The following is a 21,756-nucleotide window of genomic DNA, read 5'->3' as shown; positions in this document are numbered from 1 at the left end:
CTCCTCAGCAACCGTCAACGAACAACTAATAACCATCAAAGCCTAAGACCCTAGCAGTCATGTTACAGAACTATCTGAAAATTGCCTGGCGAAGTCTGTGGAAGAACAGACTGTTTTCCACAGTGAATTTAACCGGTCTGGCATTGGGGTTAACGGCCTCACTTCTCATTCTGGAGTACGTTAGTTTTGAGCGGAGTTTTAATACCTTCCACCCTAAGCTGGCTCGTCTGTACCGAGTCCTGATGCAGCCGCAGTCGGGCTCAACGCAGTCTTCTTCAGCTCCCGGGGTAATACTCCGGGCTAATTTCCCGGAACTAGAATCCTACTGCCGGATTGCCGAAGGCCTGGGAAATGGCATGGTCAGGGTTGCGGAAAAAACCATTCGGGAAGATAAGACCATTTATGCCGACGCTTCACTGTTTCATCTCTTTCAGTTTCCGGTTCAATCGGGGTCTGTTTCTGAGCTGAACAAGCCCAGAACCGTCGGCCTTTCCCTACGCGAAGCTGAAAAATTATTTGGTAACGCAGCGGCGGTAGGCCAACCGATTACGGTTGATAATCAGTTTGGAAAAACGGAATACACCGTAGCTTTGGTTTATGAGAATATGCTAGAAAATTCTGATATCCAGGCAGATATTATCTTTTCAATGGCTACGCTGGCGAATCCTTCGGTCATTAAAGACAATAGCTGGGTAGACCCCGCTGGCGTTGGAGCTCAGTTTGTAACCACCTATGTGTTACTCACCCCTCAGGCCGAAGCATTAAGGGCAGAACAGAAATTCAATCAGTTACTCAAGACGTTGCCTACCGGAAGCACGGATCAAATCCGGTTACAAGCCGTTCAATTTCAACACCTGGGAGCTTCGCTAACCGATTCGTTCACCACCTTCGGAAATTTGGGCTTTGTGTACCTGATGAGTGGCATTGCCTCGCTCATCTTACTCATTGCCTGGTTCAATTACGTCAACCTAAGTACGGCTCTGGTTTCCAAAAGATCCAAAGAAGTGGGCGTAAGAAAAGTAATCGGAGCCCATCGATTTCAAATCATTGGTCAATTTCTGGGCGAATCTATCATACTGAATATCATCGCTTTACTAATTGCTTTTGTAGTAGTCGATGTACTTCAGTCTCCTTTCAACGCACTGATCCAGAAGAACCTTTCCCTGTCCGTTTTATTCGACTCTCATTACTGGTTCTACGCTTTCATTTTCTTTCTGGCCGGCATCGGTGTCTCTGGTTTTTATACGGCTTTTGCCTGAGTGGTATTAATCCCCTACTTAGCTTAAAAGGCGGCTGGCTCAAGTCCGGCAAAAGCTGGTTACGCCAGTCACTGGTTCTTTTTCAGTTTAGTATCTCCATCACCCTTATTGCGGCGACTTTCATTGTCTACCAGCAACTGCATTACATGCAACGGAAGAATCTGGGAGTTACCCTGCAGCAACGGCTGGTCATGCAGGGACCAGAAGTGGGTCGCGACAGCACGTTCCTGACCCGTACGGCTGGCTTCAGAAATGCCCTGAGTCAGCTTCCCTTTGTAACGGCCTTTAGTTCCTCTGGCAATGTACCGGGAAGTGGTTTTAATTTTTCCACGGAAAACGTCCTGCGAACGGATCAGTCTTCACCCGACCAGAAAACGAGCTTTGCCGTCTTAATCTGTGATGATCAGTTCTTCAAGACTTACGGAATCTCCCTGGCCAGTGGCCGTAGTTTCACAAAAAGCGAAACCGAAAAACCCTGGAGCGACGTTCATGCCTTTATGGTCAACGAAGCGACAGCGGCCAAGTTAGGCTATTCTCCCTCAGCCATTCTCGGCAAAACGGTTTTATTCAACGGACAGGCTGTTGAAGTGGTTGGCGTTGTAAAAAACTATCACCACCTGGGTCTGAAAGAGGCTATTCAGCCCATTGTTTACTGGCCCCAACAGAACACCACGTATCTGACCGCCGAAATTTCAACGGATCACGTTCATGAGCATATTCAGCAGTTAAAAGCTGCTTACGAACGTTACTTTCCGGGCAACCTCTTTAGTTTTTACTTCGCCGACGAGCATTATAACCGACAGTACCAGACCGAGCAGCAATACAGTTCACTCTTTACACTGGCTTCGGGCTTGTCCATTTTCATTGCCTGCCTGGGTCTGCTGGGGCTGGCTGCCTTCAGTGCCGAACAGCGAACCAAGGAAATCGGTATTCGTAAAGTATTGGGAGCCAGTGTCCTTCAAATTTCAACGCTCCTCACCAGAGACTATATCAAACTGGTGGTGATAGCTCTACTTATTTCGATTCCACTGGTCTGGGTAACGATGGATCGCTGGCTGGAGCAATTTGCCTATCACATTTCCGTACAATGGTGGGTATTTGCGGAAGCGGGGTTGTTAACCCTGCTGATTGCTCTGGGGACGGTGAGTTACCAGTCCATTCGGGCTGCTTTGACCAATCCGGTCAGGAGTTTAAAGAGTGAGTAAAGGGTGAGTGTTAGTTCTTAGTTGATGATTGTCTGTAAAGGGCGGTTGCTTGTAAAATGGCCATCAGCCTCTTCGGAAAGTCTCGTTTCCTAACAACCAAAAACGATCAATCAGCAATCGATATGCTATCTAATTATTTCAAAATCGCCCTCCGTAACCTCTGGCGAAACAAGACCTATTCGGCCATTAACCTTTTCGGTCTGGCCTTTGGTATTGCGACCTGTCTGCTCATCAGCTTCTACATTCTGGATGAGTTGAGTTATGATCGTTTCCTGAATCATGCCGACCGGGTTTATCGCATTAACTCAGACATTCGATTTGGGGGCTCAGATACGCATACGTCCAATAGTTCGGCACCGATGGCTGCGGCTTTGGTTCAGAATTACCCTGAAATCGAAGCGGCTGCCCGCATTCTCAATCAGGCTCCCGGCATGATCTGGAAAGGCACAGAAAAGATTCAGGAAAAAGAAGTTTATGCAGATTCAGGAATTTTCGAAGTACTGGGTATCCCGATGCTTTCCGGTAATCCGAAGACGGCTCTCAATCAGCCGCACACGGTGGTTATTACTCGTAAAATGGCTCTGAAGTATTTTGATACCGTTGAAGCACTGGGAAAGACCTTACGCGTCAATGGTTCCGACGATTATAAAGTGACCGGAGTTATCGAAGACCTTCCCACTACTTCTCACCTAAAGACTGATTTATTTTTTACAATGCTGGATAACGCCAGAAGCAAGGAAGACTACTGGTTGAGTCATAATTTGTGTACCTACCTGTTGCTCAAACCCGGCGTTTCCCCGAAAAAAGTAGAACGACAGATGCAGGAACTTTTCACGCGTCAGGCGGGGCCGTTAATCCAGCAAACGCTGGGTAAAAGCATGGCTGAGCTGGAAGCTGCCGGCAGTTACATTCGTTACTCACTCATCCCCGTTACTGCTATTCATCTGTATTCGGATCGGGTGGATGAGATGAACCCGCAGAGTAACATTCAGTACGTGTATATTTTTTCAGCCATTGCTATTTTCATTCTCCTGATCGCCTGTATCAATTTCATGAATCTGGCTACGGCCCGTTCGGCTCACCGGGCGAAGGAAGTTGGCGTTCGGAAAGTACTGGGTTCGGGTAATGGAAATCTGATTGGTCAATTTCTTACTGAATCAGTTTTGCTAAGCCTGATGGCCTTTGCCATTGCTCTGGTTATGGCCGAGTTAGCGTTGCCCGCTTTCAATACCCTTGCGGATAAACAGTTATCACTCAGCTTTTTCAAAGACTGGTATCTCCTTCCCGTATTACTGCTTTTTGCCTTACTAGTGGGCATATTGGCGGGCAGCTATCCGGCTTTTTACTTATCTGCCTTTGAGCCTGCCAAAGTGCTGAAAGGAACGTTAACAACGGGTATGCGGAGCGGCTGGTTGCGAAGTTCGCTGGTCGTTTTCCAGTTTTTTTCTTCGGTATTTCTCATCATCTGCACCCTGGCCATTTATTACCAGCTAACATTCATTCAGAAGGAAAAAGTAGGCTTCAACCGGGATCAGGTTTTGATGCTGAATGGCGTGTATGGTCCTCAGGTACAAGCCCTGAAAAACGAAATCCTGCGAATTCCCGGCGTTCAGAATGGTACCGTAACGGGGTATTTACCCATTCCATCCTGGCGGGGCGATAACTCGTTTTTTCCAGAAGGAGAAGTGGTGCAGGAACGGGCCGTCCAAATGCAGGAGTGGTACGTTGACCCGGATTATACGAAAACACTGGGATTGAAAATTATTGCCGGGCGTAACTTTTCGCCTCACATGGCTACCGATTCTTCTGGCATTATTCTCAACGAAACAGCCGTCAAACTTTTCGGATATAAAGATCCGATTGGTAAAAAGATTTCGGTCCTTGAAGATATGCGAACGGGCCAAACCCAAGAATTAACGGTCATTGGCGTCGTTAAAAACTTTAATTACGAATCCCTGCGGGAAAACGTTGGGGCCTTGTCCCTGCAACTGAGTTCAAAACCAGCAGGATGGGCCAATTTCAGACTCAAGACGCAAAACCTATCCGAAACCGTCGGTCAGATTGAACAGGTTTGGAATAAAGTGATGCCGGGTCAGCCGTTTCAGTCTCAGTTTATGGATGAAGCCTTCGACAGTATTTATCGAAGTGAACAACGCATCGGGAAAGTGTTCATGGCCTTCGCCATTACGGCCATCGTAATTGCCTGTCTGGGTTTATTTGGTCTGGCGGCTTACTCAGCCGAACGCCGCACCAAAGAAATTGGCGTTCGAAAAGTGCTGGGAGCATCAGAAATTCAATTGATTACGCTATTATCCAGCGATTTTATCCGTTTGATTGGCATTGCCTTTCTCATTGCCTCGCCCCTGGCCTGGTACGTAATGAATCGGTGGCTGGAAGGCTTTGCCTACCGCATTACGTTGAATGTCTGGTTATTTCTGCTGGCGGGCGGATTAGCCTTGCTGGTCGCTCTGCTAACTGTGAGTAGCCAGGCCATCCGGGCTTCGCTGACCAATCCGGTCAAAAGTCTGAAAACGGAATAATTTCCTAACCCTACGGCAGAGGCTCTGCCGTAGGGTTTCCTTCGTCATTGACTTGTTGTTAACTCCTTTGCATCCGCACTTATGTTTCAGAACTATTTCAAAATTGCCCTCCGCAACCTCTGGAAGAGTCGCTTATTTACCGGCCTGAATATGCTGGGCCTTTCTCTGGGCCTTACGATTTCGTTACTGCTGTTTTTATACATCAAGGATGAGTTGGTCTTCGATCAGTATCATAAGCAGGCAGAACAGATTTACCGGGTGAATCTAGCGGTCTCTTTTGACGGAAAGCAGGAGAAATGGGCAACGGCTCCGAACATCATCGGTCCCACCATGCTGGAGAAAATTCCCGGGGTGAAGCAGCAGGTTCGGTTTCTGAAACACAACTTTGGCGAATCAGCTTTTATTACAACGGGCGAAAAAAATTCGTGGAAAAAAACCTGTACTGGGCCGATTCCACGCTTTTTCGGGTATTCGATATTCCGCTCATTCAGGGTAATCCCCAAACGGCATTGGACAAACCAAATCAGGTGCTGATCAGTCAGGGTACGGCTGAACGCTATTTCGGAGACGAAAATCCGGTCGGAAAAGTCCTAAAAGTCGATAACCGGACCACCCTTGAGGTTACGGGGGTTTACGCCGATTTTCCGGATCATTCCTCCTTCGATGCCAACCTGATTGGTTCTTTCGCCACGGAAACCTGGGCGTATAAAAACCTTTCCTGGAGCAATGCCAGTTTTGAAACGTACGTAGTGTTGAATCCTCAAACCCAACCCGCTTCGGTAGAACGGCAGCTGGATAAGCTGATTAAACAAAATGTTTCCGTCGAGAACCGTTATTATACCGCTTACCTGCAACTGTTAACGGACATTCATCTGCACTCCGAAGACGTCGCCCATGTCTACACTAGCAAAATCGGTGATCCGCAGCAGGTACGCATTCTGGTTATCCTTGCATTGGTGGTACTGGTGATTGCCTGTATCAATTACATGAATCTGAGTACGGCCCGCTCCCAGCAACGTTTTCGGGAGGTAGGTATCAATAAAGCATTGGGAGCCTCCCGAAATCTGATGGCCCGTCGATTTTATATAGAAACGGCGATTCTGGTCTTGCTGTCCATTCTTCTTAGTGTGGCTCTGCTGGAAGCCTTTTTACCGATATTCAATCGCCTTGCCTCTCGGCACCTGACGGCCTATGCCCTGCTGTCGCCGGAGGTTCTGGCCGGATTACTGCTGACGGGAACCCTCGTTACCCTGATTGCTGGTTCGTACCCCGCTTTGTACCTGTCATCGTACTCCCCTAAAAACCTGCTGCAAACCAATTTCCGGTCCAGCACGGGAGCCGGCCTGTTTCGTCGCAGTCTGGTTGTCATTCAGTTTACGGCTTCCATTGTGCTCATCATCAGCAGCATCATTTTTTACCAGCAGCTCCGGTTTGTGCAGCATCAGAAACTGGGCTATCAGCCTGAACAGGTGGTAGCGATTACGACGGTGGCGGCGGAGTCCAAACCGCAGATTGACGGACTGATGAACCGCGTCCGTTCTCTGCCCGACGTGGTGGAGGTATGCCGGAGCCAGACGTTTCCGGCCAACGGTGGCAGTGGGCGTTCCCTACGAAAGAATCTACAGTCTTCGGAAGAATTCAAAATGACGACCAATCATGCCACGCCGGATTTTGTACAGGTGCTAGGACTGAAACTGATCGCTGGGAAAACCCTTCCCTCCGTGGCCAAAGACGCCAAAGACACGACGGTTCAGGTAGTGTTGAACCGCAATGCCGTAACTTTTCTTGGCTATACTCCCGAAAATGCCATTGGCCGGAAAGCTTACGGGCTTTTTGGTGATAATAACTCGGAAATCGTTGGCGTAGTGGAAGACTTTCATTTTGAAAATTTCCATCAACCCATCGGCGGTTATGCTTTTCATAACGCCAATACCGAATCGTATCGCTACCTGCTGGTGAAACTTCGGACCCAGCGACTGACGCAGACCATGTCACAACTCGAAAACGTTTTTTCGGAAAGCCTGCCGCAGTCGGCTTTTGAATACACTTTTCTGGACCAGCACCTGAACAACCTTTACCAGACTGAACAGCGGACGGCCCAGGTTGTACTGGTTTTCTCCATCCTGACCATCCTCGTTGCCTGCCTCGGTTTGTTCGGACTAGCTGCGTATGCGGCAGAGCAACGGACGAAAGAAATCGGCGTACGTAAAGTACTGGGAGCCAATGAATTTCAATTAATCACCTTGTTATCTCGCGATTTTCTCAAACTCGTGGGACTGGCCTTCCTGATGGCCTCGCCGCTGACGTGGTGGATGATGAACGAGTGGCTAAACAGCTTTGCATATCGCATCCAGATTAGCGGGTGGATATTCTTGGCTGCCGGGCTGCTGGCCCTGCTGATTGCTCTGCTGACGGTGAGCAGTCAGGCCCTGCGGGCGGCCTTAATGAATCCCGTTCGAAGCCTGAAAAGTGAATAACTATACCCGCAAACGCTGAAGCCATGCTCCGCAATTATATTCAAATCGCCCTGCGAACCCTCTGGAAAAACAAGGTTTTTTCCCTCATTAACATCATTGGCCTGGCCGTAGGAATGGCCTGCTGTTTACTCATTCTGCTTTACGTTCAGCATGAATTAAGTTACGATACGCACAATGATCGTTCGAAAGACCTCTACCGTTTGGTTACCGAATTCGTTACGGAGGCTAAAACTGAAAAAGCTCCTACCTGTGCAGCACCGGTGGCAGCGGCCGTGAAGAATGAATTTCCAGAGGTAGAAGAAGTGACCCGAGTATTTATTCCTTTCTCGGAAGATAAAGCCATTTTCAAACGCATGGCTCATGGGAAAGCCCTGCAAAGCTTTTATGAATCCAAAGGTGTCTTTGCCGATCCCACTTTTTTTGATCTGTTCGCATACGAATTTCTCGAAGGTTCTCCCAAACATGCACTGGATCTACCGAATTCCGTGGTGATTTCCGAAGAGATTGCCCAAAAGCTGTATGGCACCAACTCCGCTCTCAATCAGGTTATTCGCATTAGCAGTTCCAATGGCGATCTGGATTTTAAAATCACGGGGGTGTTTCGATCTGTTGGTCCTTCCCATATCGACAGTCACTACTTTATGTCGTTAAGCAGTGGAGATATTGGCGACTTTGTTCGCAATACGCAGGATTTTGCCAGTAACAACATGTTCTTTACTTACCTCAAACTCCGTCCCGGATCAGAGGCCAAAAGTCTGGAAGCCAAGTTTCCGGCTTTCATCGAAAAGTACATGGGTAAAGATTTGAAACGGGTGGCATTCAAGAAAAACCAATATCTGGAGTCTGTTCCCAGCATCCATTTATACACCGATGCCGAAACGATTTTTAATAAAAAAGGAAACATTCAGTTTGTCTATATCCTGATTACCGTTGCCTTATTCACGCTGGTTATTGCCTGCATTAACTTCATGAATCTCAGTACGGCCCGTTCCGGTAAGCGGGCGGCTGAAGTGGGGATTCGTAAAGTCATGGGAGCTGAAAAAGAAACCCTGATCGGTCAGTTTCTCGGCGAATCCATGATCATCAGTTTGCTGGCTCTGGTCATCGCTATTTTTCTGGTTGAAGTAAGTTTACCGCTTTTCAACGGCATTGCCGGAACTGATTTAAGTATCTCATTTACCAAAGATTATACCAAACTTTTCCTCTTTTTAGGACTGGCTTTAATTACGGGAATACTGGCGGGTAGTTACCCAGCCTTTTACCTTTCTTCCTTTAATCCGGCTCAGGTTCTGAAAAACAAAGCTAGCAATAGTCTGGCAGCTATTAATCTTCGTAAAGCTCTGGTGGTGTTTCAGTTTGCCTTGTCCATTATACTAATTCTGGGCTCACTTGTCATCTGGCGTCAAATGGATTTTCTGCAACACCAGGACTTAGGTTTTGTGAAAGACCAGCAATTGGTTATTCCTCTTCGAACCAATCTGGCCAAAGATCATTATGCGACCTTCAAACAGGCCATTGAGAAAAACTCGGAGGTAGTTTCGGCCGCCGCCGCCACGAGTTATCCCGGCATTTTCGTAGCGGGCGATCAGACCTTTTACCGGGAAGGAAAAACGGTAGAAAACGGGGTTACCCTCCGCATGAATCACGTTAATTATGACTTCATGGAAACCATGGGGTTTCATAAAATCAGTGGTCGTTTCTTTTCGCCTCAATTTCCAGCCGACACGGCCCAGCGAATCATCATTAACGAACACGCCGTAGCAAAACTGGGCTATACGCCCCAAAGTATCCTTGGCAAGACGCTGCACTGGAATGGTTCGGAAGGACGGCTTGATTATCAGGTAGTGGGTGTGGTGAAAGATTTTAATTTTGCCGGGTTACAGCAACCCATTGATAATTTTGGCTTCATTCTGGCTCCCTGGGGCTTGAACTACATGATCGTTCGAACGAATACTACCAAGGTAAGCCGCTTACTGGCTTCCCTGGAAAATACCTGGAAAACATTTAACCCAGAGGAGCCTTTCGAGTATAGTTTTCTGGATCAGGATTTCCAGCGAAATTACGAAACGGAGCAGAAAATGGGTACCCTAATCAGTTACTTTACCACCGTTGCCATTCTCATTGCGTGCCTGGGGTTATATGGTTTGGCGGCTTTTACTGCTGAACAGAAAATCAAAGAAATCGGGGTGCGTAAAGTTCTCGGAGCCAGCATCACCAGCATCGTGGGCTTACTTTCGCGTGATTTTATAAAACTCGTCATGATTGCCTATTTCATTGCCGTGCCTACAAGCTGGTTTCTGATGAATAAATGGCTCGAAGAATTTGCCTATCGCACCGAGTTAAGCTGGTGGCTTTTTGCGGGAGCCGGATTAATCGCCTTTCTGATTGCCTTGGTTACTGTAAGTAGCCAAACCATTCGGGCGGCGATGGTAAATCCTGTCAAGAGCCTAAAAAGCGAATAACTAGTAAAGGCTACTCCCAACCGTAGAGACGCCGATGGATGGCGTCTCTGCTTCCCCCACCAACCATTTCATTACAGGCAAAAATCATTAACATCCAACCGTATTATAATGAATTCCCTGCTGACAAACGATTCGGTATGCGAAACAGAGACGCCATAAATGGACGTCTCTACGGTATGTCCGAAACTGTACATGAACCGTTCAGTTTCGGACATTTATTTTTTTATATCATACTGATAATCAAATAACTATTGACCTACCAATAAAGCTGGCATACTTTTAAAATGTAGAGCTTACCCTGATACAGTTACTTCATAACCAGCCAGAACTATGTCATACATTGCAATACCTCTGCCTTCGTTACCGGGAAAACATGAAATTGAAATTTCGGTGGTTATTAACGGTCAAAAACAGGATTTGCATTACCGGGTCGAGCTGTTTCGCTGGGACGACTGCTCTACGCCCTCTTTCAATCGGGTGGAATGCCTGCGGGAAATGCTGACGACTTACGATCAGGAATGGTCGCTGTATTACATCGGTGCCCCCACGGACGATTTTGTTCCGATTACTTTCGTTAAAAAAGAAGATTTAAGCCAAATGCGGGCCGTTACCCAACTCGCCTAATGCTCTCCATCGTATGCTAAAAAATTATTTCAAGATAGCCCTTCGTAGCCTGCTGAAACATCGGCTCTTCACTATCATTAACCTCGCCGGATTATCCGTTGGGTTAGTGGCATGTCTGCTTATTAGCCTCTACGTTCGACATGAACTGAGTTACGATACTTTTCATGAAAAAGGCCATCAGATTTACCGACTGGTAACTGACATCAAAACGCCCACCGAAACCATCCATTCCAATGTTACTTCTGCTCCGATGGCCCCGCAATTGGGCGAACGACTACCAGAAATAGAGGCGTATACACGTCTTTGGAAGCGAAATGCGGTTGTTGCGTATAAGGATCAGAAATTTCAGGAGAATGATCTTTACTTGGCCGATTCCACCGTTTTTAATGTCTTCACATTTCCGCTTCTGAAGGGCGATGCCCGCACTGCGTTGAAAGCTCCTTTTAGCGTAGTATTAACTCAGAAAACGGCAAAAAAATACTTCGGCGAACAGGACCCGATGGGCCAGACACTACGGATGGAAGGGCAATTTCCAGTAAAAGTAACGGGTGTATTAAAAGACATTCCTGAAGCCAGCCATATTCCTTTTGACCTGCTCCTATCCATGTCCACGCTGACTAAACATATGCAGCCGGGTCTGGACGAACAATGGGGTAATTTTGGGTTTTATTCTTATTTTGTACTCAAAGGAAATACCAATCCTCAGGCCCTGGAAACCAAAATCCGAGGCGAAATAGATCGCTTGATTGGCAAGGCCATGTCGAAAGATCAGATGTGGTATATCCTGCACCTGGAACCTTTGCAGGAACTTTACCTGAAATCGGATCGCGGGGCACCCCAACAGGGAAGTTTGAAAAACGTCTATATTTTTTCGGTTATCGCCGGATTTATCCTGATTCTGGCCTGCATCAATTTCATTAACCTGACCATCGCCCGAGCCAGCGAGCGGGCCAAAGAAGTCGGCGTAAGAAAAGTGGTAGGAGCCGGTCGGCAACAGCTTACCTTCCAGTTTCTGAGTGAATACGTATTACTAAGTACGTTCGCGTTCGGGCTTGCTGTATTACTCTGCGAGTTACTGCTTCCTTCCTTCAATGCGTTTTCCGGAAAAACGGTCCTTGACAGCACGTTCAGTAACCCAACCTTCTGGCTGATCCTGCTCGGTCTGGCCTTGCTGGTAGGAGTTATGGCAGGTCTATACCCTGCCCTGGTTTTATCGGGAATGAAAGCGATAACCGTTTTAAAAGGACGTTTTGCGACCAGCCGACAGGGCCTGATTCTTCGAAAATCGCTGGTGGTTTTTCAGTTTGTTATTTCGGTAAGTCTGATGGTCTGCACCTTTGTGGTGTATCATCAACTGGCCTATATGCGTCAGCAGTCCCTGGGCTTTTCGAAAGATCAGATGCTCATTTTAAACCTGAACGATCCGCAATACATGGCTCGGCACGGAGCTACGCTTAAAGCTCAGTTTTCTAAAATTCCGGGCGTGGAATCCGTAACTGAATCTTCTACCGTTCCCGGTAGCGGATCTATGGGAGCTTATACTCATTTGGAAAACCAGAAGGGTGAGTTACAGGCTTCCAACATTGGTCTCTACTCGATTGATTATAACTTCTTCGATCAGTATCAGATTCCGATCATCGCTGGAAGAAGCTTTTCTACAAAATTTTCCACCGATTCTACGCAGGCTTTATTGGTTAATGAAGCCGCAGTTCGTAGTTTGGGCTATACTTCGCCCGAACAAATTATTGGTAAAAAGTTTGATCAGTGGGGCCGTAAAGGGATGATTATTGGCGTAGTGAAAAACTTCCATGATGTCTCCCTTCGGGATGAAATCAGCCCGGCTAGCTTCCGAATCAATCCGAATGAATTCCAACAGATTTCGATAAAAATTAAAGCTCAGCACATTCCTGAAACGCTGGCGGCGGTTGAGCAGCTCTGGAAGCAGGCCGTTCCCGAACGACCTTTCGACTACTTTTTCATCGACCAGTCTTTCAATGATAAATACAAAGGCGAAGAGCAATTTGGAAAGCTGTTCATTTACTTCGCCAGCATCGCCATTTTCATTGCCTGTCTGGGGCTGATCGGCTTAACGTCTTATGCTACCTTTCAGCGAACCAAAGAAATTGGCGTTCGGAAAGTGCTGGGAGCGAGTGCCTGGCAGGTTACTACCTTACTTTCCAAAGATTTCCTGAAACTGGTTTTCATTGCCGTTTTGATTGCGAGTCCCATTGCCTGGTACGCCATGACACGTTGGCTCGAAGACTTTCATTACCGAGCGGCCATGCCCATCTGGGTATTTCCGCTGGCGGGTCTGCTTGCTCTGGGAATAGCCTTAGTAACGGTGAGTTCGCTCACGATCAAAGCCGCCACGGCGAATCCCGTCAAGAGTTTAAAAACGGAATAAAGTTTTCTAAAGGTGGGCGGATGGAAATTCGTCCACTTTTAGTTTGCATAGGTTAAAACAGCCTGAATCGCATCTTTAATATTTACTTCTTTTCCGTCGAAAAATCGGGTTTCAATCTGATATTCTTTTTTTATCATTACTCGCTTCCAGATACCTATTACCTGTCCATTTTTTACAATAATCGGCTTAAACAATCCATTATTACTTCCTACTACACTGAATAAATGCTCCTTAGCTAAGGCCAGACTCCGATCTCTATACCCCAGTAAAAACTCATCGAAGCTGGGTAATAAATGAACGGTATGAGCCGGAGCAGGCTCCATTTTGGGCGACATCCAATACGTTTCATGGTTAAATATGATTCGGGCTAACTCAGGTTCTACACTCGCTAAGCCCATTTTCGCCTCATTCATAGTCAGGCCCGACCACCATGCAAAATCGGCTATAGTGGCTGGGCCATGGCTCGTGAAATATCGAAAAGCCCATTCGGCTAAAGCCTCTTCCCTGGTTTTAATGTGTTTTCCTGAAATCCATTCATCCCTCAAGACGTAAGTAAATTCCTTTCCTTCGCGTGGCCCTAAACAAATTAGTCCTTCGATAGCAGCCCGAACCAGTAAATGATTAAAGCGAAGTCCTTCGCAGGAAAAACCGGATTGTTCAAGCTGGGTTTTCAAAGCGGTTCTTTAACAGGCTCCGCTAAAAGGCTGCTTAATACATTCAACCCCTTCAGAGCCTGTCCATCATCCAGGCCATCTCTTCGATGATGCGTTTGCAGACTCGCCAGTAACCTTGGTCGGATGAGATCGTTTACCCAATGAACATCTTCAGGAGCCATAAAATGCAAGGTCCCGCGAGCAGACCAGGTTCGGATTAAGCTTCGATCAGCAATGGCTTGTTCTATCATCACTTCTGTAGCCTGTTGCGTTCGTAAAGCCAGGGCCCATTTTCCTCCGGCAAAATCCTGAGCCTGAATTATTCCCATCCAGCGGGCTGCTTCACCCGACGATACGAATTTTGACGCACTGATTTGCTGGCTAGCCAGTCTGTATCGAAGTAATTCAGAAGCATTCATAGGCTGAGTTAAAATTCTGAACGCAAACTAACAGACTCTGGTGACAACCTTATGTCAGCAAAAAAGATTAAGCCTAGTATTTCCGTCTTCATTCAAAATTAAGCATCTTTATTAGGCATCTTTCGACAGCACTAGCCACAAACACTTTGTAGACCAGAAGCCCAATGGATCAGCGAATTATTAACCTCTTTGACGAATACACCCACAAGCCTCTTACCCGTCAGAATTTTCTGGGAAAACTGGCTAAACTAACGGGCAGTATGACGGCAGCCATGGCGGTATTACCCCTGCTGGAAGTGAATTACGCTCATGCTACCACCATCGCCGAAGATGATCCAGATTTACTGCTTGAAGACGTCACCTACCCCGGCGACGGACTGGACATGAAGGCTTATCTCGCTCAACCCCAAGCGGCAGGCAAGCGAGGGGTCGTGCTCGTTATACATGAAAACCGGGGATTGAATCCACACATTCGTGACGTAGCCCGCCGGGTAGCGAAGGCAGGTTATATTGCCCTTGCTCCCGATGCTTTATCGCCTTTCGGTGGGACTCCAGCCAACGAAGACGAAGCCCGTGGGCTTTTCGCTAAACTGGATAAACAGCAGAATCTCCATAACTTCCTGAAAGGCTTTATTTATGGGAAAACCCTGAAGAACAGTAATGGCAAAACGGGTTGTGTGGGCTTCTGCTGGGGCGGTGCTCTGGCAAATCAGTTGGCAATACATGATCCTGACCTGAAAGCAGCCGTGGCTTTTTATGGTCGCCAGCCCGAAACTGCTGAAGTTCCCCAAATTAAAGCGGCTGTTCAGCTGCATTACGGAGGTCTGGACGAGGGTGTGAATAAGGGCATTCCCGCTTACGAAGAAGCTCTGAAAACCCATAAGATCAAGTATGAACTGTACGTGTATGAAGGTGCTCAGCACGCTTTTAATAACGACACGGCTCCTACGCGTTACAACGAAGCGGCTGCAAAACTAGCCTGGGAACGCACGCTGGCATTTTTTAAAGAGAATTTATCCTGATCTTTAACTTCCCCAAAATTTATTACATCCTAACTATGAAACAAGGGTTACTATTTCTTCCGCTACTGGCCTTTTTGTTAACAGCCTCCAAACCCGAAAAAACGTATCCGATTGGGCAGATCAAGACGGATAAAGGCGAAATTCTTTTTTGGTTGTACGATGAAACGCCTAATCACAAAGCCAGCTTTCTGAAACTGGCCAAACAAGGCTATTGGGATTCGTATACGTTCAATCGGGTGATCCCCAATTTCGTAGCTCAGGGCGGTTGCCCCGATACTCCCGAAGGTTTTTCGGATTCCCCTTACCTACTCAAACCGGAATTTGTGAAAAGTATTCGCCACGTGTACGGAGCCGTGGGAGCCGGACGGGACGATAACCCTGAAATGCTTTCAGCAGGTTGTCAGCTTTACATCGTTCAAAACAAAAATGGTCTTGCTCGTTTGGACGATAAATACACCATTTACGGTCAGGTCTTCAAAGGCATGGACGTGGTAGACGCCATCGTAAACGTCAAAAGAGACAGCACCGACACGCCTTTAACGCCCATTAAAATCGACGTCAATGTGATTAACCTGAGTGCTTCGGAGTTGAAGAAATTGGGGTATGAGGTGAAGTAATAATAGTAGGGAGTTCTGAACTTTAACAGCATCAAAACTCCCTACTACTTTAGTTACCTTTTCTCGCTATAGCTTTAGCAATTAATTCTGGATATTTTGCTTCGAGTTCCTCCCCATAAGCAGGTTCATCTTCCATTTCATTATCCATAGAATCAAAGTGTATTACGTCGGGATAAAGTTCTTCTACAGCATCCTGAATTGCATACAGATCCTCATTATCATGATGAAGTGCATAAGCTTTATCACTAATGTATAATAAACCTTCGGCCCAAATTTCTTCAATGGGAAATGGGTATCGCTCACTTATGGCCAGATTTATATCTTTCGTTATTTCTTCGAAGAAATCTTTCCCTTTTAATAATAGCCAACACCGAAAGTAAATAAAACCATCTTCGGAAAGGTATCCGTCAAAATTTATTGTATTTCTGATTCCATCTAGAATAAAATACAACTCGGCAATTTCTTTGGTATAGAGAACATTTAACTTCTCCTGTAAGGTTTTCTCAAATTGAATTAGTGATTCTTTATCACTCGTAGACAATAGATTCGTTAAACTTTTGATATGCTCATTAGGGTCGTATTCTTTCCAATTTTCGCCCGTCCATTGATTTGATTTTTCAATGCTTTCCCAGAAAAAATTTTCCATTGTTTTAGTGTTAGGTAGATTTAGGTCAAAGATGTAAACTTTATTCGATTGATCTGTAAAATCCACCTACACAGCATTTAAATAAATGATCATAAAATGAGCTCTACCCAGTTATTCGAATGATTGCTTTACGCGTAAAACATTGATTTTCTCTAATATCAGCGACAATCTCATCTACCGTTGGTTGCACTTCGGGAGTTATGCATAGCATAAAAGCTTATATTTCTTTCGTAACAATTGCCCCTTCGCTTGCAGGTAGTATTCTTATGCCCCTATGTCTTCGATAATTTGCGGACGAGGATAGTAATAGTTACCAGTAGCTGTATTGCCTATAATGATCTTCAGCTTTTGCCAAGCTGTATTCTTTTTTAACAATATTTTTATTGTCACACTATTTTGACAACAAAATAGTTGTCAAATATTTAGAGATAATGGATTCTACAAGCCATAATCAAGAATAACCCCTCCTTCGTCCCGCTGAGATTCATAAATCTTTCTCTTACCTTACACATCAGTTCCTGAAAAAGCCGCTTACTTTTGCATCCCTTCTTGTAAAAGTCTTATTTATCGATCTATGAATCCAATTCTTGATCCACATACTCAGAAAATAAAATTTGCCTTCGCCGATATCGATGGTATCATGCGGGGAAAAATCATTAGTCGCGAAAAATTTGAAAAGGGCTGGGAAGAAGGATACGGTTTCTGTAACGTCGTTTTTGGCTGGGATAGCAACGATACGGCTTACGATAATGCAACTTTAACTGGCTGGCATTCAGGTTATCCTGACACGCCCGTTCGCATTGACACAGACACGCTTCGTACCATTCCCTGGGAGGACAATATGCCTTTTTTTCTGGCAGATTTTAGTAACCCCAACGGCGAAGACTTGCCCGCTTGTCCGCGAAGTTTGTTGCGACGCATTAAACGCCAATGCGAGGCAATGGGCTTTCACGCGGAATTTGCTCAGGAGTTCGAATGGTTCAATTTTCGGGAAACGCCCCAAAGTCTGCAACAGAAGGGGTTCCGCAATCTGGAGCCGCTTACGCCCGGCATGTTTGGGTATTCCATCCTGCGGCCTTCGCTTGAAAGCTCGTTTAATAATGATCTCTTCGATTTGCTGACGGCCTTTGATATTCCGCTGGAGGGTCTGCACACTGAAACCGGACCGGGCGTTTACGAAGCAGCCATTAAGCACGACGAAGTACTACGGGCCGCCGACAAAGCCGCTTTGTTTAAAACAGCCGTTAAGGAAATTGGGTACCGTCACGGCATTATCGCGACGTTCATGGCGAAATGGAATGCTGAGTTACCCGGCTGTAGTGGACATATTCACCAGAGTTTGTGGAATCCTGAACAGACGAAAAATCTGTTTTATGACGAGTCGTCGGCAGATCGCATGAGTCCGCTCATGAAGCACTACCTGGCCGGGCAACTGCACTGCCTGCCGCACGTCTTACCCATGTACGCCCCGACGATCAACAGCTATAAACGACTCGTGGAAGGAGCCTGGGCTCCCACTACCCTCACCTGGGCCATTGATAACCGAACCACGGCCCTTCGGGTACTTAACAACGGAGAAGCCTACACACGCTTGGAAAACCGGGTTCCGGGTTCGGACTCTAATCCCTATCTGGCCATTGCCGCTTCGCTGGCTTCGGGTTTATACGGCATTAAACATCAGCTTTCGCTCGACGTTCCGCCTACGGTTGGCAACGGTTATACCAATCAAACAAACGGCATTATACCCGCCAATTTGCGTCAGGCTACTGAGGTTATGAAACATTCTTCGCTTGCAAAAGAATTATTTGGGGAAGGCTTCGTTGAGCATTTCACTCAAACGCGTGACTGGGAATGGCGGCAATATGCCCGGCAGGTCAGCGAATGGGAATTAAAACGTTACTTCGAAATCATTTAATTTTAGTTGTTAGTTGATAGTTATTGGTTGCTAGTAAAACAATAACTATCAACCAACAACCATCAACTAAAAGGTTACCATGAAAATAGTAGATTATCCAGCTATTATTAAACAGGCTCTGGCTGGATTTGATGATTCAAAAATCATTGCCAAAGTTGAGGACATCAGTGCCCGGGTATCGACTAATCACGTCTTTCGGGTTACTTTCGACGATGATGATATCATCATCGCCAAGTTATCTTACTTTGGTTCGTACGAACAGTTTAAAGAAGACCATAAAATCATTCATACGCTTTCGAATAATTTACTTTATCCTTTTGAAAACGTGCTGGCTCGTTCCCTAGTTAAAGACAACGAAGTCTACACGTATCGCTACAGTGACGGTTTTATTGATGCCTGGGTCGTTCTTTATAATCCCATTCGGGCGATGCATAAAATGCCACGTCGGCTGGATGAGGAACACATTCGCAAGTTAGGTCGGGAAATTGCCCGTTTTCATAAAGCCTGTGCGAAGGTCAGTCCGGTATTACCTAAATCTTCCAAAACGCTACGTTCGGATGTCAATGATTTACTACGAATTCTGGAAACAGAAACGGGTAAATTTGAACATCGTATGCACATTAATGACCTGCGAAAACAATGTGAGATTTTCCTGGAAAATCGGCAGCAACTAGTGGAGCAATCCGTAGAAACCATGCCCGTTTTCGTAGACTGGAATATTGGTAATTTCTCAGTCAATGACCATCTCGAATTATTCTCCCGCTGGGATTACGACTGGTTCCGAGTCAGTTATCGGGTTATGGATTTTTACTTCTTCAGTCGCGTTGTTTCTGACATTGGTGATCGCACCGTGTTCAGTTACGTCATTGGACCGTTAATGGAAGACCGCTTTATTTTATTTCTTCAGGAATATCATAAAGTATATCCCTTAACTGAGCCTGAAGTTCGGTTCATGAAAGAAGCGTATCGTTTCTTTATTCTGACGTATGTAATTAAATATGGTCGGTATTTCTTCCACCGTACCTATGCTACAAAATTGCAGAAAGAGGCTTACGAAACGTATTTCCCATCGATTGACAAGCAATTTGATGCGGATAAAATTCTTCGGGCTTTGAATTTATAACGCATGCTGAGACGGAAGAATGACATTCTGCTGAAAAGTGCCTTCGAAGAAGCCTTTCCTGATTTATTACGTTTTTTTTCAAAGATGCCGATCAGCTTTTTGACATGCAACGCGGCTTCGAGTTCATGGACAAAGAGTTAATGGAACTTTTCCCGGAACTTGAAAAGAAAGGCGGTAATCGATTGGTCGATATGCTGGTGAAAGTTTATTCCAGCGAAGGTCAGGAAGAATGGTTACTGATTCATCTGGAGATTCAGGCTCAGCACGACCGCCAGTTTTCCCGACGAATGTTTCAGTATTTCTACCGAATTTATGATCGATATGATGTACCGATTACGGCCATTGCTGTTTTCACAGGCCATCAGAAACCAGTGAAGAGTGATGGCTTCCATTATCACTTTTTAGGCACCGAAATTCAGTATACATACAACGCTTATCACATTCTGGAGCATACGGAAGAACAGTTATTGAGCATGAATAACCCCTTTGCACTGATCGTTCTGGCAGCTCAAAAGGCTTTACTCATGAATAGAATTCCTGAACACGAGCTAGCCAAACACCGATTAACCATTGCCCGGGCTCTAATTGCTAGTAAACGATATGATAATGAACGGATTAAACGATTTTTGTATTTCTTAAAGACGTTTATTTACATTGGTAATTCTGAAATAAACAATACCTTTGATTACGAAATCGATTTATTAACAGGTAACACTTCTACCATGGGAATCATCGAAACTATCCAAATGCTGACTCAAGAAGAGGGGCGGGAAAAAGGCCTTGAAGAAGCAAAGACCACCTTTGTAAAAAACCTTTTGCAAAACACCGACTTTACTTTTTCTAAAATTGCTGCTCTTGCGGATGTACCTCTTTCATTTGTAGAAAAAATCCAGCAAGAAATCAATCGTTAATTCATACGTGACTCCGGTCATTTTTTCCTGCTCATGGGTTCGGTTCACTAATCGGCACATGAGCAGAACTTTTATAAGCCCATGTATCGCCTGATTTTTCAGGAAATCTTTAATCTCCCATGAACCTCAACGAATTTCGCACTATCATTTCTACGTATAAAGTCATTTTTTTGATGCTTATGGTGTACTTAAAAACCATAAAGGCCTGATTCCTGGCATTGAGAATACATTTCAATACCTGAAAGAACAGCATATTGATTACTATATTTTAACCAACGACGCCTCCAGAAGCCCTTTGCAGCTTGCCGAATCCTATCACCGACTTGGGGTTTCGGAGATCAAAGCTGAACATATCATTTCTTCCGGTTTGCTGGCTCAGGAGTTTCTAACCCAGAAAGTTCGTCGTGGTACCGTTGCCTATCTGGGCACGCCCGATTCGGCTTCTTACATTGATACAGGAACCTTAACCCCCCTGCCCATCAGCGAACTTGATATTGACGACTGCGACCATGTGGAGGCCCTTGTTTTCCTGGACGACGAAGGTTTTGACTGGAAAACGGACTTGAATAAAACCATTAATTTACTTCGCAAACGCAATATTCCAGTAATCGTTTCTAATACCGACGCCACCTATCCAGTTTCGAAGAATCAGGTGGCCATGGCGATTGGCGGCATTGCCAAGATGATTGAAAATTCGGTTGGCAAGCAATTCATTCGTTTCGGAAAACCTGAAACGCAACTTTTTATTTATGCCTACGATTACATCCGAAGTATTCAACCCGTCATGAAGCATGAAATTCTTATGGTGGGCGATACCCTTCATACGGATATTCTGGGTGGTAATAAATTCGGACTGGACACGGCTCTTGTGCTTACGGGTAATACCCAGGCTGAAGATGCCGCTGCTCGCATTTCTTCTTCGGGGATTATTCCAACGTATATCTGCGAATCTGCGGTTGTAACTTATTAATTTCATGAGGTTATCACAGCAAATTTGCTGTGATAACCTCAATTTTAATTCCTGAATTAGAAAACTAATTCAGGAATTAAAATTGAGGTAAAATCATCAACTATTGCGGCTTACGCAACACTATTTAAACTCATTTTTTACATAAACATTATAAGTATTTATTACTTATTACCTAGGTAATAATAAGTCAATATTTGTAAAGAATTTTAATTTATTTAATTTCTCTTTTTAGCTATTTAGGAGTAAGAGTGAATCATACCCAATTATTGATTATCAATCATTTATAAAATGATTAAATCGTTATTTAAATTACACATAAGATACTTGGCTATTGCAAAAATTTACGCTTTTTTCGAATAGTAAGTTATGTGCTTATGTAAGGCTATTACTCTACCCATCACTCTTTGTTAAAAAATAGTACCGACTAATCATTTTTATCAATTTCAATCTTTATCGTTTTTCTTTCTTAAGATTCTTAAAAACAAGAAACACTAGACAGTATTCAATGT

General features: G+C 45.3%; 16 protein-coding genes and 1 pseudogene. 14 read left to right on the top strand and 3 right to left on the bottom strand.

Translation table 11 applies throughout. The features are described 5' to 3' along the window. Positions 1 to 59 precede the first annotated feature (59 nt). The 8 genes from BWI96_RS16015 (at position 60) to BWI96_RS15985 (ending at position 12,971) form a co-directional block, all read left to right on the top strand. Positions 60 to 1,259, top strand: coding sequence for an ABC transporter permease (locus BWI96_RS16015; RefSeq protein WP_106637558.1), 1,200 nt, complete (start codon positions 60 to 62; stop codon positions 1,257 to 1,259). Next, positions 1,175 to 2,464 (top strand): ABC transporter permease, encoded by a 1,290-nt coding sequence (locus BWI96_RS16010; protein WP_369804196.1) that lies wholly within the window; start codon positions 1,175 to 1,177, stop codon positions 2,462 to 2,464. The genes BWI96_RS16015 and BWI96_RS16010 overlap by 85 nt, the downstream gene beginning before the upstream one ends. 122 nt (positions 2,465 to 2,586) lie before the next feature. Then, positions 2,587 to 5,004, top strand: a complete 2,418-nt coding sequence (locus BWI96_RS16005; RefSeq protein ID WP_106637602.1) for an ABC transporter permease — start codon at positions 2,587 to 2,589, stop codon at positions 5,002 to 5,004. A gap of 81 nt (positions 5,005 to 5,085) precedes the next feature. Next, positions 5,086 to 5,538, top strand: coding sequence for an ABC transporter permease (locus tag BWI96_RS22525; protein WP_232793764.1), 453 nt, complete (start codon positions 5,086 to 5,088; stop codon positions 5,536 to 5,538). Beyond that, a complete protein-coding gene (locus tag BWI96_RS16000; RefSeq protein WP_232793763.1) occupies positions 5,430 to 7,481 on the top strand; it encodes an FtsX-like permease family protein in 2,052 nt (683 codons plus the stop codon). The genes BWI96_RS22525 and BWI96_RS16000 overlap by 109 nt, the downstream gene beginning before the upstream one ends. Before the next feature lie 23 nt (positions 7,482 to 7,504). Then, positions 7,505 to 9,943: an ABC transporter permease gene (locus BWI96_RS15995; RefSeq protein WP_106637556.1), complete on the top strand. Its 2,439-nt coding sequence runs from the start codon at positions 7,505 to 7,507 to the stop codon at positions 9,941 to 9,943. Positions 9,944 to 10,273: 330 nt separating this feature from the next. Further along, complete coding sequence (locus tag BWI96_RS15990; RefSeq protein ID WP_106637555.1) at positions 10,274 to 10,567, top strand: hypothetical protein; 294 nt, start codon at positions 10,274 to 10,276, stop codon at positions 10,565 to 10,567. A 13-nt stretch (positions 10,568 to 10,580) separates the two neighbouring features. Next, positions 10,581 to 12,971 (top strand): ABC transporter permease, encoded by a 2,391-nt coding sequence (locus BWI96_RS15985; protein ID WP_106637554.1) that lies wholly within the window; start codon positions 10,581 to 10,583, stop codon positions 12,969 to 12,971. A 38-nt stretch (positions 12,972 to 13,009) separates the two neighbouring features. Here the strand turns inward: BWI96_RS15985 and BWI96_RS15980 are convergent, their stop codons facing one another. Further along, entirely contained in the window at positions 13,010 to 13,645 is a 636-nt protein-coding gene (locus tag BWI96_RS15980; protein ID WP_106637553.1) for a winged helix DNA-binding domain-containing protein, read from the bottom strand. Next, on the bottom strand, positions 13,642 to 14,043 hold the full coding sequence (locus BWI96_RS22965; protein WP_106637552.1) for a DNA glycosylase AlkZ-like family protein: 402 nt from the start codon (positions 14,041 to 14,043) through the stop codon (positions 13,642 to 13,644). Before BWI96_RS22965 ends, BWI96_RS15980 begins: the two co-directional genes overlap by 4 nt. A 164-nt stretch (positions 14,044 to 14,207) precedes the next feature. Between BWI96_RS22965 and BWI96_RS15970 the strand changes: the two genes are divergently transcribed. Beyond that, complete coding sequence (locus BWI96_RS15970; protein WP_106637551.1) at positions 14,208 to 15,065, top strand: dienelactone hydrolase family protein; 858 nt, start codon at positions 14,208 to 14,210, stop codon at positions 15,063 to 15,065. Between the two features lie 35 nt (positions 15,066 to 15,100). Next, complete coding sequence (locus tag BWI96_RS15965) at positions 15,101 to 15,682, top strand: peptidylprolyl isomerase (protein ID WP_106637550.1); 582 nt, start codon at positions 15,101 to 15,103, stop codon at positions 15,680 to 15,682. A gap of 49 nt (positions 15,683 to 15,731) precedes the next feature. On the opposite strand, the gene BWI96_RS15960 is transcribed toward BWI96_RS15965, so the two are convergent. After that, complete coding sequence (locus tag BWI96_RS15960) at positions 15,732 to 16,328, bottom strand: DUF4240 domain-containing protein (protein ID WP_106637549.1); 597 nt, start codon at positions 16,326 to 16,328, stop codon at positions 15,732 to 15,734. Between the two features lie 574 nt (positions 16,329 to 16,902). Between BWI96_RS15960 and BWI96_RS15955 the strand changes: the two genes are divergently transcribed. The 4 genes and pseudogenes from BWI96_RS15955 to BWI96_RS15940 all read left to right on the top strand — a co-directional run bounded on the left by BWI96_RS15955 (position 16,903) and on the right by BWI96_RS15940 (position 21,247). Beyond that, on the top strand, positions 16,903 to 18,243 hold the full coding sequence (locus BWI96_RS15955) for a glutamine synthetase family protein (RefSeq protein WP_106637548.1): 1,341 nt from the start codon (positions 16,903 to 16,905) through the stop codon (positions 18,241 to 18,243). Between the two features lie 79 nt (positions 18,244 to 18,322). Beyond that, positions 18,323 to 19,366, top strand: a complete 1,044-nt coding sequence (locus BWI96_RS15950) for a hypothetical protein (protein WP_106637547.1) — start codon at positions 18,323 to 18,325, stop codon at positions 19,364 to 19,366. 104 nt (positions 19,367 to 19,470) lie between these two features. Next, positions 19,471 to 20,277 (top strand): hypothetical protein, encoded by an 807-nt coding sequence (locus BWI96_RS15945; protein ID WP_106637546.1) that lies wholly within the window; start codon positions 19,471 to 19,473, stop codon positions 20,275 to 20,277. Positions 20,278 to 20,396: 119 nt separating this feature from the next. After that, positions 20,397 to 21,247 (top strand): annotated as a pseudogene (locus BWI96_RS15940) (HAD-IIA family hydrolase). Positions 21,248 to 21,756: the final 509 nt, after the last annotated feature.

Source organism: Siphonobacter sp. SORGH_AS_0500 (assembly GCF_002838835.1).
In the GTDB taxonomy this organism is placed as follows: Bacteria; Bacteroidota; Bacteroidia; order Cytophagales; family Spirosomataceae; genus Siphonobacter.
Note: the sequence above shows the minus strand (reverse complement) of the source record. Positions and strands in the feature narration are given on the sequence as shown.